The organism is Arthrobacter sp. 001422645 (genome assembly GCF_059816125.1).
Genome location: NZ_JCBANT010000014.1, coordinates 114,773 through 126,445 on the forward strand (window position 1 = coordinate 114,773; position 11,673 = coordinate 126,445).

General features: G+C 69.1%; 11 protein-coding genes. 9 read left to right on the forward strand and 2 right to left on the reverse strand.

Translation table 11 applies throughout. The features are described 5' to 3' along the window. Positions 1-4: 4 nt before the first annotated feature. Both AC6EUH_RS14470 and AC6EUH_RS14475 read left to right on the forward strand, forming a co-directional pair. Positions 5-415: a helix-turn-helix transcriptional regulator gene (locus AC6EUH_RS14470; protein ID WP_499739088.1), complete on the forward strand. Its 411-nt coding sequence runs from the start codon at positions 5-7 to the stop codon at positions 413-415. A 142-nt stretch (positions 416-557) separates the two neighbouring features. After that, positions 558-1,532 (forward strand): aldo/keto reductase, encoded by a 975-nt coding sequence (locus tag AC6EUH_RS14475; protein WP_499739089.1) that lies wholly within the window; start codon positions 558-560, stop codon positions 1,530-1,532. A gap of 140 nt (positions 1,533-1,672) precedes the next feature. Here the strand turns inward: AC6EUH_RS14475 and AC6EUH_RS14480 are convergent, their stop codons facing one another. Beyond that, positions 1,673-2,764 (reverse strand): adenosine deaminase, encoded by a 1,092-nt coding sequence (locus AC6EUH_RS14480; protein WP_499739090.1) that lies wholly within the window; start codon positions 2,762-2,764, stop codon positions 1,673-1,675. Positions 2,765-2,812: 48 nt separating this feature from the next. Between AC6EUH_RS14480 and uvrA the strand changes: the two genes are divergently transcribed. Beyond that, the gene (uvrA, locus tag AC6EUH_RS14485) at positions 2,813-5,380 is read left to right on the forward strand and encodes an excinuclease ABC subunit UvrA (protein ID WP_499739091.1); all 2,568 of its coding nucleotides are present in this window, start codon (positions 2,813-2,815) and stop codon (positions 5,378-5,380) included. Positions 5,381-5,651: 271 nt separating this feature from the next. Beyond that, positions 5,652-6,323: a transglycosylase family protein gene (locus tag AC6EUH_RS14490; protein WP_499739092.1), complete on the forward strand. Its 672-nt coding sequence runs from the start codon at positions 5,652-5,654 to the stop codon at positions 6,321-6,323. Between the two features lie 111 nt (positions 6,324-6,434). On the opposite strand, the gene AC6EUH_RS14495 is transcribed toward AC6EUH_RS14490, so the two are convergent. Next, the gene (locus AC6EUH_RS14495; protein WP_056433520.1) at positions 6,435-6,962 is read right to left on the reverse strand and encodes a hypothetical protein; all 528 of its coding nucleotides are present in this window, start codon (positions 6,960-6,962) and stop codon (positions 6,435-6,437) included. 214 nt (positions 6,963-7,176) lie between these two features. Between AC6EUH_RS14495 and AC6EUH_RS14500 the strand changes: the two genes are divergently transcribed. The 5 genes from AC6EUH_RS14500 to AC6EUH_RS14520 form a co-directional block, all read left to right on the forward strand. Then, positions 7,177-8,079 carry an MSMEG_6728 family protein gene (locus AC6EUH_RS14500; protein ID WP_499739093.1) on the forward strand — a complete coding sequence of 301 codons (903 nt, stop codon included), beginning with the start codon at positions 7,177-7,179 and terminating at the stop codon, positions 8,077-8,079. Between the two features lie 92 nt (positions 8,080-8,171). After that, positions 8,172-9,053 (forward strand): SDR family oxidoreductase, encoded by an 882-nt coding sequence (locus tag AC6EUH_RS14505; protein WP_499739094.1) that lies wholly within the window; start codon positions 8,172-8,174, stop codon positions 9,051-9,053. Between the two features lie 45 nt (positions 9,054-9,098). Next, positions 9,099-9,503 (forward strand): DUF1622 domain-containing protein, encoded by a 405-nt coding sequence (locus tag AC6EUH_RS14510; RefSeq protein WP_499739095.1) that lies wholly within the window; start codon positions 9,099-9,101, stop codon positions 9,501-9,503. Beyond that, positions 9,503-10,246, forward strand: a complete 744-nt coding sequence (locus tag AC6EUH_RS14515) for a YqjF family protein (protein WP_499739096.1) — start codon at positions 9,503-9,505, stop codon at positions 10,244-10,246. Before AC6EUH_RS14510 ends, AC6EUH_RS14515 begins: the two co-directional genes overlap by 1 nt. Before the next feature lie 165 nt (positions 10,247-10,411). Next, positions 10,412-11,673: DUF222 domain-containing protein (locus tag AC6EUH_RS14520; protein ID WP_499739097.1), on the forward strand; the 1,262-nt coding region annotated here is incomplete at its 3' end.

Sequence of the window (11,673 nt, forward strand, 5' to 3'; positions counted from 1 at the left end):
AACCATGCCAGACTCCCCGGTACCGGAAAAGGATCCGGAGCCCGCCTCGCCACCGGTACCCCGCCGTCCCGCGTGGACCTTCCTCACGAACCACGGGCACGTCCTGCTTTCAGTGGCCGCCGACCCTCAAGCCCGCATTACCGACATCGCTGCGAGGGTTGGCATCACCCCACGCTCAACCCTCCAGATCCTCAAGGATCTCGAAAACGGAGGATACCTTCACCGCGTCCGGGCAGGACGGCGGACCCGCTACGCCATTGAACCCCACCGTCACTTCCGTCACCCCGCCACCGCGAACCGGGAAATCGACGGCCTGATCGGCCTCTTCTCAGGCCCCGCGCCGTCAGCCGACGCGCTGCCACCCAGGGAGGTCCCGCCACGCCGGGAGAGCCCGCGGCCGCGCGATGGGCCGTAGCTTGCCCCGGAGTTGGCCGGGTCCGCGGGCCGGTTGTGCACCCGGACTGATAGGCCTAGAGTGGCCATCGGCCAACTGCTTGCCGCACCGCGGCACGCACATGTGCTGGAAGCCGCTCCCACTTCTGATCGAGGAGATACCTATGGAAAACCGCACGCTAGGTTCGCTCACCGTCTCCGCCATGGGCTTGGGCTGCATGGGCATGAGCGAGTTCTATGGCCACGGTGAGGACAACGAATCCGTCGCCACGATCCAGGCCTTTCTCGACGCCGGCGGAAGCCTGCTCGACACTGCTGACATGTATGGCCCGTTCACGAACGAAGAGCTTGTCGGCCGGGCCATCGCTGGCCGGCGGGACGACGTGGTACTGGCCACCAAATTCGGCAACGAACGCCGGGCCGACGGGTCCTGGGTAGGCATCAACGGCTCCCCCGACTACGTGCGCGCCGCTTGCGACGCAAGCCTACAGCGGCTGGGCGTGGACCACATCGACCTCTACTACCAGCACCGGGTGGACAAGACCGTCCCGATCGAGGACACCGTCGGGGCCATGGCTGAGCTGGTACAGGCCGGCAAGGTCCGGCACCTCGGCCTGTCCGAGGCCAGCGCCGACACCGTGCGCCGGGCCCATGCGGTGCACCCCATCACCGCCTTGCAGACCGAATACTCGCTGTGGGAACGCGAGCCCGAGGCCAAGGTCTTCCCGGTGCTGGCCGAGCTGGGCATCGGGTTTGTCCCCTACAGCCCGCTGGGCCGGGGTTTCCTGACCGGCCAGTTCCGCAGCCCGGACGACTTTGCGGCAGACGATTTCCGCCGGCACTCCCCGCGATTCCAGGGCGAGAACTTTGACCGGAACCTCCAACTCGTGGATCGGGTCAAGGAGTTGGCGGGTGCGTTGGGCTGCACCCCGGCGCAACTGGCACTGGCGTGGCTGCTGGCCCAGGGCGAGCACATCGTCCCCATCCCGGGCACTAAGAAGCGCGACCGCCTGCGGGAGAACCTGGGCGCTGCCGACGTCGAACTCTCCGCCGAGGACCTCAACCGTCTGGACGAACTCGCTCCAGCCGGGGCGGCAGCCGGAGCGCGGTACCCGCACATGGACTCGATCGACGTCTAAGCCGACCGTGGCGGAACCTGCAACGCAGGATCCCGTAGCGCCCACCCCGATTGCCCTATCAGTTTTGGTGCCCAACCGCGGGTGATAGCAACCAGAAGTGCTAGGGCAACCGGGGAAATCCAGGGCAACTCGAGTGGGGGCTAGTGCCCGGACGCCGCCAGGTCGGCCAGCAGCTCTGCCTTGCGCTCGTCGCTCGCGAAGGACGAGCGGATCGAGTTCGCCGCCATCCGTACACAGTCGAACTCGGACAGGCCGATCACGGATTTGAGCTGCGCGAAGTTATCGTCCACGTACCCGCCGAAATACGCGGGGTCGTCCGAGTTCACGCTCACGTTCAGCCCGGCGGCGAGCATGGCCGGCAGCGGGTGTTCCTTCAGGCTGTCCACGGCCCGGAGCCGGACGTTGGACAACGGGCACACAGTCAGCGGCATGAGCTCCTGCACCAGGCGCTCCACCAGCTCGGGATCCTCCATGCAGCGGATGCCGTGATCGATCCGCTCCACCTCCAGGAGATCCAGCGCGTCGATGATGTACGACGGCGGGCCCTCCTCGCCGGCGTGCGCGATCCGGCGCAGCCCGGCGTCCTTGGCCCGGGCGAACAGCCGCTGGAACTTGGCCGGCGGGTTGCCCACCTCGGCCGAGTCGAGGCCGATGCCCGCGATCGGCGCGTCCATGGCCAGCAGCTGTTCCAGCACCTCCAAGGCGGAGTCCTCGGACAGGTCCCGCAGGAACGCGGCGATCAGCAGGGTGGAGATGCCGAACTCCTGCTCCGACCCGGCCAGCACCGAGGCCACGCCGTTCACACACGTCTCGAGAGCGACGCCGCGGGACAGGTGAGCCTGGGGGTCCAACATGATTTCGGCATGCCGCACCCCAGCGAGCGCAGCCCGGGACAGGTACGCCCGGGTCATGTCCGCGAAGTCCTGCTCGGTCTGCAGCACGGCCATGTTGGCGTAGTACAGGTCCAGGAACGACTGCAAGTCGGTGAACTCATAGCGGGAGCGCAGCTCGGCCAGGTCCGCGTAGGGCAGCTGGATCCCGTTGCGTTCCGCAAGGGCGAAGATCAGCTCGGGCTCAAGGGTGCCCTCGATGTGGAGGTGGAGTTCCGCGACCGGCAGCGGACCGTGCACCTCCTCGGGAACCTCGGCGAATTCGGGCACCACAGGGGTGGCGGGTGCTGCGCTGTCCGGGGCAACGCCCTCGGGGGCAGCGACGCCGTCGTTAGTTTCCATTCGGTAAGGATATGCCCGCAGGTGGCAGACACGGATAGAGTCGATGGGATGCACAGTGATCAGCATGCTTCCGATCTGTCCGGCCCGGCCATTCCAGGGCTGGATGCCAGCCACCCCACCGACGGCTTTGTCCGGGTGCGCGGCGCCCGGGAGAACAACCTGCGGAACGTGGACGTGGACGTGCCCCGCGACGCGATCGTCGCGTTCACCGGGGTCTCCGGCTCCGGCAAGTCCTCGCTGGCCTTCGGCACCATCTACGCCGAGGCCCAGCGCCGCTACTTCGAATCCGTGGCGCCCTACGCCCGGCGGCTGATCCAGCAGGGCCACAACCCCAAGGTGGAGATGATCACGGGGCTGCCGCCCGCCGTCGCACTCCAACAGCGCCGCGGCACACCCAGCTCCCGCTCGACGGTGGGCACCGTCACCACGCTCTCGAACTCACTGCGCATGCTCTTCTCCCGCGCCGGCAGCTACCCCGACGGCGCCAGCCAGCTCGATTCGGACGCGTTCTCGCCCAACACCGCGGCCGGGGCCTGCCCGGAGTGCCACGGCCTGGGTATCGCGCACACCGTCACCGAGTCCTCGCTGGTGCCGGACACCTCGCTGAGCATCCGCGACGGCGCGATCGCCGCCTGGCCCGGCGCGTGGCAGGGCAAGAACCTGCGCGACATCCTCACACACCTGGGCCACGACGTCGACACCCCCTGGCGCAAGCTGCCCAAAAAGGACCGCGACTGGATCCTCTTCACCGAGGAACAGCCCGTCGTGGAGGTGACGCCGCAGCGCGACCGGGTGGCCAAGCCGTACAAGGGCCGCTTCTGGAGCGCCAAGAGCTACGTACTGCACACCCTCGCCGATTCCAAGAGCACCACCATGCGCGACCGGGTGCTGCGCTTTATGGAAACCGGCCCCTGCCCGGTGTGCGGCGGCAGCGGCCTGACCCCGGCTGCGCTGGCCGTGACGTTCGCCGGACGCACCATCGCGGAGCTCAACGCCCTGCCGATGAGCGAACTGGCCGGGATCATCCGCCCCACCGCGGAACTCACGGAGGCCGGCACCGCCTCCCGTAAACAGACCTCCGGCGAGGGCAACGAAGTGGCCGTCGCCATCACCCGCGATCTGCTGCAGCGCGTCACCGTGCTGCTGGACCTCGGCCTGGGCTACCTCGCACTGGGCCGGTCCACGCCCACCCTCTCCCCCGGCGAAATGCAGCGGCTGCGGATCGCCACCCAGCTCCGCTCCGGCCTGTTCGGGGTGATCTATGTGCTGGACGAGCCCTCCGCCGGCCTGCACCCGGCCGACGCCGAGCCCCTCCTCGCGGTCCTGGACCAGCTCAAGTCCTCCGGCAACTCCGTGTTTGTGGTGGAGCACAACATGGACATCGTCCGCCGCGCCGACTGGCTGGTGGACGTCGGCCCGCACGCCGGGGAAGGCGGCGGCGAGGTCCTCTACAGCGGCCCGGTCGCCGGGCTCGCCGAAGTGGATGAGTCCGTCACGCGGCCGTTCCTGTTCCCGGACGGGTCGGGGACTGCGGAACCGTCCGGCTCCTCAACCCGCCGGGAGGCTGCCGGCTGGCTGGAGTTGCGCGACATCAGCCGGCACAACCTGCGCGAACTCGACGCCGACTTCCCGCTCGGCGTCCTGACCGCGGTCACCGGCGTCTCCGGTTCCGGCAAGTCGACCCTGGTCAGCCAGGTCCTCGCCGAGGTGGTGGGCGCCCGGCTGCACCCAGAGGCCGACGCCGCGGCGCAAGCCCCGGACGACCTGGAGACCGCCGAAGCCTCGACCGCCGCGCCGCTCAGCGTCGGCCCGGTCTCCGGCCTGGACCAGCTGGACCGGCTGGTCAAGGTGGACCAGAAGCCGATCGGCCGCACTCCGCGGTCCAACCTGGCCACGTACACCGGACTGTTCGACGCCGTCCGCAAGGAGTTCGCGGCCACGGACGAGGCCCGGGCCCGCGGTTTCGGCGCAGGACGCTTCTCCTTCAACGTCGCGGGCGGCCGCTGCGAGACCTGCCAGGGCGAGGGCTTCGTCGCCGTCGAACTGCTGTTCCTGCCCGGCAGCTACGGCCCCTGCCCGGAATGCCACGGCTCGCGCTACAACCCCGAAACCCTCGAGGTCACCTACCGCGGAAAGAACGTGGCGGAGGTCCTCGGCATGACGGTCAACGCCGCCGCCGAGTTCCTGGACGCGGTCCCCGCCGCCGCACGCAGCCTGCAGACCCTCCGCGAGGTGGGCCTGGGCTACCTCCGGCTCGGCCAGCCTGCCACGGAACTCTCCGGCGGCGAAGCGCAGCGCATCAAGCTCGCCACGGAACTGCAGCGCGCCCAGCGCGGGCATTCGCTCTACCTGCTGGACGAGCCCACCACCGGACTGCACCCGGCCGACGTCGAACTTCTCATGGCGCAGCTGCACCGGCTGGTGGACGCCGGCAACACGGTGATCGTGGTGGAACACGAGATGGACGTGGTGGCCGCAGCGGACTGGGTAATCGACCTTGGCCCGGCCGGGGGCGACGCCGGCGGCAAGATCATCGCGGTGGGAACGCCGGCCGCCGTCGCGCGTTCCACGAAGAGCCGGACGGCCCCGTACCTCGCCGCGGTACTCGGCGGCTGACGCGGCGGCTGACTCGACGGGCAGGCGCGCCGGGAGACTGCCGACCCATTTTACCGGCCACATTGCGGAAAATAACGTCTTGATAACGGCGCCGGCCTGACTTAGCCTTGTGGACATGCCCGAACACCGGGCATGAATGCCCGGTGCTGCCACCACCAGATACTGCCCGACCGGTAGACACCGTACTGACCTCTATTGTCAGGGGCGGGCAGTAGTGCGCCAACGTCCGGGGACGGACCGAGCACCGGTGGCCCTCAGGAGCATCACTCCCATGAAAAAATCAACCTACATCACTGCCGCGCGCCGCGGCGCCACTCTCGCGGCCGTCTCGATCGCCGGCGTCGCACTTTCCGCGTCAGCTGCCAACGCGGCTGTCCCCAGCGCCGCAGCCCCAGCCTCCACCTGGGACTCCCTGGCCCAATGCGAAAGCGGCGGCAACTGGGGCATCAGCACAGGAAACGGCTACTCGGGCGGGCTGCAGTTCAGTCCGGGCACCTGGGCCGCCTATGGCGGAACGGGGTCAGCGGCGAGTGCCAGCCGTGAACAGCAGATCGCCGTTGCCGAAAAGGTGCGGGCCGGCCAGGGCTGGGGAGCGTGGCCTGCCTGCGCCGCCAAGCTGGGCCTCACCGGCGGCGCAGTTGCTCCGCAAAGCGCGCCGCGGGCGCCTGCTTCTATTCCGGCCCCGGCCCAGGCGCCCGTCCAGGCGCCTGTCCGGACCGCGGCGCCTACGGTCGCCGCCCCGGTTGCCGCTGCCCCGCGTCACGTGGCGGCTGTTGCCTTGAGCGGGGAGAGCTACACAATCCAGAGCGGCGACACCTTGAGCAAGATCGCCGACAAGCTCGACATCGCCGGCGGCTGGCAACTGCTGGCCGACGCCAACGCCGCCACCATCAGCGATCCTGATGTGGTGTTCCCGGGCCAGGTGCTGCAGCTGCCGGCCTAGCCTGTTCCGCTCGAACCGCCCGCAAGGCGCTTAAACCACGACGCCGGAGCGTCCCCCTCTGGGGACCCTCCGGCGTCGTGCAGTGTTTCTTGTGTGAACGTAAGCGTGAAGCTAGGCGGCCAGCGGGATTTCGCGGACGATCCGCACCTTCCAGGCGGTGTCGTCGCTCGTATCCAACAGGGCCACCGTGCCCATGGCGAGGTGCAGGGCCACCCGCTTGGCGGCCAGCAGTTCTAGATAGAGGCTCTCGTTCATGCGGGCCGGGGCATCGATGACGTACTTCACGGCGTCGCGGACCTTGCGGTAATTGTCGCTCTTCTCGCGATGGACGTGCAGTTCCAGCATCCGTTGCTGCTTGATCTTCGGCTCGTGCCGGTTCAGCCACGACACCGCAGCGTGGACCGCCACCACGACGGTCAACGAGACAGCGTAGACCTCCCAGCCGCTGGAGAGCAGGAACAGGGGAAGGTTGGCGATGGCCACGACCGCGATGAACAGCCGGAGCGCCAGCAGCCGCCGCATGGTCAGCGCCACAGAGGCCAGCGCCGTCCGGAAGCCGTGCTGCTCATTGCGGGCCGCCGCGGGATCGATCGTGAACTCTTCCAGGACCAGAATTCCATGAGCTTCAGGGCTCAGCATCTGTCCGTATTTGGGCAGTGGTGCGGGCACCTGCGGCGCCGCAGGTGCAAGTACTACATTCGTCGACATTGGCGTGCCCTCCGCGGCGCAGGGATGTTTTGTGCTAGTTTACGCGCCGGATGCGGGGGCTGTCTGTCCCATTCCGAAATGTGAACACGCTCACCCGCAACCTCCCGCAATTGGTGCATTGGCTCCGTGGCCTCAAACTGGAGAGATGCAGACTTTCCTCCCCTTCCCCGATTTCCAGCAGAGCGCCGCGGCTTTGGACCGCGAACGGCTCGGCAAGCAGCGCGTTGAAGCGCTGCAGACCCTGCGTGCGCTGGTGATCCCGGAGTACGGCTGGCAGTCGCACCCGGCCATCCGGATGTGGATGGGGTACGTTCCCGCACTGACCCTCTACGGCCTGACCATGGTGGACGAGTGGACGGCCCGCGGCGGCGAGGACACCACGCGCGAGAAGATCATGGAATTCGCTCCCCAGGCGGCCCACCCCGACTATGCCGCTAAGATCCCGATGCCGCCGTGGCTTGGGGCCCCGGAACTGCACCTCAGCCACCGCTCCCGGCTGATCGCCAAGGACCCCCGGTTCTACACGCCGCTGTTCCCGGACACGGACCCTGACCTGGAGTACGTCTGGCCCGAGCCCAAGCACGAACTGGTACCGGAGGATCCTTCCGGCGACCGCATGTGGGTCCTGCGCCTCCCGCTGGGTGACACCGAGCCGGAAAAGCTGGACACCGTCAGCCTGCCCCTCGTGGGCCGCGCGAAGGCCGCCGCTGCTGCCGGCGACGAGGACTACCAGTTCGTGTACGCCGATTCCGGTTCCCGCCGCCCCAAGGTGCGCAAGCTCCCGCCGAAGCAGCTCGTCAAGAAGCCCACCCGCAAGCGCCAGCAGCAGGAAGAAGCGTTCAACACGCTTCCCGGCAACTCGACCGTTGCCATTCCGTTCGATGGCGGCGCGTCCTTCGCCGTCGGCAAGGTCCTGGGCCGTCCGATCACCGTGGAGGGCCGCTTCGCACGCAACTTCAAGGTGGACGAGATCCTGTCCCGCTCGGCCTTTGACTACCCGGCGCTGCTGCAGGATCCGCGGGTCTTCTTCCCGATCCCGGCTCGGTAGCACGGCGCCGGGGACGCCCCGCGCGGCAGCCCGCGGGCCCGACGTCGGGCAGGGTCCGACGCCGGGCCTCCGATAATGGCAGACTTGCCGCTATGACTGTACTTATGGCCGGCTGCGGCGATCTGGGCACCGAGGCCGGGCTGCGTTTCGCCGCGGCGGGCCACCGGGTGGTGGGCTGGCGGCGCTCTCCGGAGAAACTGCCGGCCGCCATCGAAGGCGCGGCGGCTGACCTGAGCTCCGGCGAACTGCCGCCCATCCCGGCGGACACTACCGCCGTCGTCGTCGCGATTGCGGCAGACTCCCCCTCCGAAGATGCGTATCGTGCCGCCTACGTGGACGGGCTGTCCAACGTGCTCGACGCCGTCGTGGGCTCGGGCGCGCCCGTCCGGCGGGTGCTCTTTGTCTCCTCCACCGCCGTCTACGGTGACGCCGGCGGGGACTGGATCGATGAAACCACGACGCCGGATCCCGGCGGGTTCTCCGGCCGCATCATCCGCGAGGCGGAGGATCTGCTCGTCAGCCGCTTGAACGGCACCGGGATCACACCGGTGGTACTGCGGCTCGGCGGCATCTACGGCCCGGGCCGGACCCGGCTGATCGACCAGGTGCGCGGCGGCTCCGCAACCATTCCGGCAGAGCCGCGCTTCACCAACCGCATCCACCGGGACGACGCCGCCGCCGCGATCGTCCACCTCTGCACCATGGCCGCCGTCCCGGCCCCGGTCTATCTGGGCGTGGACAACGAGCCGGCCGAGATGGGCGAGGTGCTCCGTTTCCTGGCCGCCGAGCTGGGACTCCCCCAGCCGCCGTCGGGCGCGTCGGAAGGCGGCGGGCAGGGCGGCGAGCCGTCCCGCGGCGGCAACAAACGCTGCAGCAACGCACTGCTGCAGAGCACCGGATTCGAATTCACCTACCCGACGTTCCGGGAGGGCTACCGGGACATTCTCGCCGGAGTGGGCGTACGGTACCCCTAAGGCTGCCGCGCTCCCGTCACCGCCCAGCTTCGAATGAGGGGAACTATGGAACTTCCGGAGATTATTGAAGCCGCAGGCCGGTATATGGATGTGGCCGGCGTGGCCGTTATGGTGATCGGCGCAGTTGTGTCTCTCCCCCTCGCGCTCCGCGGATTCCAGCCGAGGAAGCCGCCGGAAGGGGCCGAACCGCTCTCCGTCTACCGTTCCTACCGGCAACTCCTGGGCCGCTCCATCCTGCTCGGGCTGGAACTGCTCGTGGCGGCCGACATCATCCGAACCGTGGCCGTCGCACCCACCTACGAAAGCGTGGGCGTGCTCGCCATCATCGTGCTGATCCGGACGTTCCTGAGCTTCTCCCTCGAACTCGAAATCACCGGCCGCTGGCCCTGGCAAAAGGAGCCCGACGGCGGCGCCTCCGCGGCTTCGCCGGCGGGCCGGCGGACCCTCTGATGGGTCCTGATCCCTGGCCCGACGCCCCCGAGCTTACGGCCCCGGTCATCATGGATCAGCACTGGACGGATGCGGTGTTTCTGCACTGGCGGATCCCTGATGCGGTGGCGGCCTCGTTCATGCCTCCCGGCGTGGTGCCGGACAGCTTCGACGGATCCTCGTGGGTGGGGCTGATCGGCTTCCGCATGCAGGGCGCCGGCCTGGGCAGGGGACCCGGGATTCCGTACTTCGGGAGTTTCACCGAGATCAACGTGCGCCTCTACTCCCGGGAGCCGGATGGCACCCGGGGTGTGGTGTTCCTCAGCTTGGACGCGACGCGCCTGGCCGTGGTGCTGGCTGCCCGGGCGGCCGGGATTCCCTATGTTTGGTCCCGGGCGGGCTTTCGGGGTGCGGGTGCTTTGAATGCTCCCATGCGCTCCTCTGCCGGGTACTGGGTACGGCGGCTTCGCGGCGGCGCGCGGAGCGACTTTGCGGTTGCGGTTGCGCCGGAGCCCGACGCCGAAGCAACCGACCCGCTCTCCATCCATCTCACCGCCCGGTTCGGTCTGCACACGCGCTTCCGGGGCCGGACCCTGTACGTCCCCAACACCCACAGCCCGTGGCCGCTGTACCGGGCGCAGCTGACTCGCTGTGAGGACCAGCTGGTTGCCGCGGCCGGCATCAGCGTCGCGGGTCCGCCAGAATCCGTGCTTTTCTCGCCGGGGGTCCGCACCCAGTTTGGCCGGCCGCGGGCGCTTGGATAGGGGTCCGGACCCGGCGCTGGCGGGCTAGCGGGCTGGCGGGCTGCCGGGGCGCTGGATCGGGCGCCGGCGGACCGGGACGGGCGCCGGCTGGATGATTTTGGCCCAAGTCTGGGCCCGATGCTGGCCGGCGTTATTTTGTCGTAGCTCGCCACTAGTGTGGGTTTCATGGAAGCCGTCAGGGATTTCATCGCCGTTGAGGACTCGGTCCGGGGCATCGCTCCGGTGGGGCCGTCCGGTGTGGCCGGTGTTCAGGGTGTGGACACGGCCCTGGCGCTGGTCCGGGAGGTGGCGTCGACGGCTGCCGGGGACGCTGCCTTGTGGGACTTCCGGGAGGCCGCGGATTTCGCCAGCACGGTGGAGGAACTCTCGCGGGCCCTGGACTACCTGCAGCTGGTGGCGGCCGGCGCGGTGGACCGGACCAGGAAACAGGCCACCACCGCCCCGAACGCGAACACGGCATGGACCACCGGTTGGCGAGACGACTCCGCCTACGGCACCCCAAGGCCTGACAACGCGTCAGGCGCTGTGGGCGCGTGGGCGGCATCCGGGTCGGAAGTTGCCGCGGGTGCCGCGGGTGGCGGAGATGCCTCGGCGGCATCCGGATCGGAAGTTGCCGCGGGTGCCGTAGCTTCCCGGGTGGCCGTGGACGACGGGTACCGGAACACCACGGAGTTCCTGCGGGCGCGGCTGCGGATCAGCGCCACCGAGGCCCGCCGCCGGCTCGCCCTCGCCGGGGATCTCCTGCCGCGACAGGGATTCTCCGGGAACCCCCTGCCCCCGGTACGGGAGGAACTCGGTGCCGCCGTCGCCGCCGGCGAGGTCGCGTCCCGGACCGCGACCATCATCACCCTGGCCCTGGACCGGGTCCGGCACACCTGCAACCCCGAAGCCGCCGCCGGGATGGAACACGCCCTGACCCGCACCGCGGCCGAGAACGACCCCGACCTCCTCGCCCGCGCAGCCCGGAACTGGACCGACGCCCTGGACCAGGACGGCGCCGAACCCACCGAAGAACTCCTCCGCCAACTCCAGGGCGCCTTCATCCGCAAACCCCGCCACGGACTGCAGCACCTGAAAATCTTCGCGACCGCCGAACAATGCGAACACCTCCTCACCGTCATGAACAACGCAACCAACCCCCGCACCACCCACACCGGGACAGGTGCGGCACCTGGAGACGAGGGAGGCGCGGCAGACTGTGAGGGTTCCTCCGGTGCCGCCGGCACGCCGGAAAATGACCCCGGTGCCGCGTGCCTGGACCTCCGCTCGCAGCCGCAGAAACGCCTGGACGGCCTCGTCGGCGCCTGCAAAGTCGCCCTCGCCACCGGCGCCCTTCCCGCCGCCGGAGGGCTCCGACCGCAGGTCATGGTCACCATCGACTACCGCGACCTCCTCGCCCGCCTCGAACACATCACCGGCGACGCCGA

Coding starts and splice junctions, on each gene's coding strand:
- AC6EUH_RS14470 (WP_499739088.1), top strand. CDS start 5: ATGCCAGACTCCCCGGTACCGGAAAAGGATCCGGAGCCCGCCTCGCCA.
- AC6EUH_RS14475 (WP_499739089.1), top strand. CDS start 558: ATGGAAAACCGCACGCTAGGTTCGCTCACCGTCTCCGCCATGGGCTTG.
- AC6EUH_RS14480 (WP_499739090.1), bottom strand. CDS start 2,764: ATGGAAACTAACGACGGCGTCGCTGCCCCCGAGGGCGTTGCCCCGGAC.
- uvrA (WP_499739091.1), top strand. CDS start 2,813: ATGCACAGTGATCAGCATGCTTCCGATCTGTCCGGCCCGGCCATTCCA.
- AC6EUH_RS14490 (WP_499739092.1), top strand. CDS start 5,652: ATGAAAAAATCAACCTACATCACTGCCGCGCGCCGCGGCGCCACTCTC.
- AC6EUH_RS14495 (WP_056433520.1), bottom strand. CDS start 6,962: ATGCTGAGCCCTGAAGCTCATGGAATTCTGGTCCTGGAAGAGTTCACG.
- AC6EUH_RS14500 (WP_499739093.1), top strand. CDS start 7,177: ATGCAGACTTTCCTCCCCTTCCCCGATTTCCAGCAGAGCGCCGCGGCT.
- AC6EUH_RS14505 (WP_499739094.1), top strand. CDS start 8,172: ATGACTGTACTTATGGCCGGCTGCGGCGATCTGGGCACCGAGGCCGGG.
- AC6EUH_RS14510 (WP_499739095.1), top strand. CDS start 9,099: ATGGAACTTCCGGAGATTATTGAAGCCGCAGGCCGGTATATGGATGTG.
- AC6EUH_RS14515 (WP_499739096.1), top strand. CDS start 9,503: ATGGGTCCTGATCCCTGGCCCGACGCCCCCGAGCTTACGGCCCCGGTC.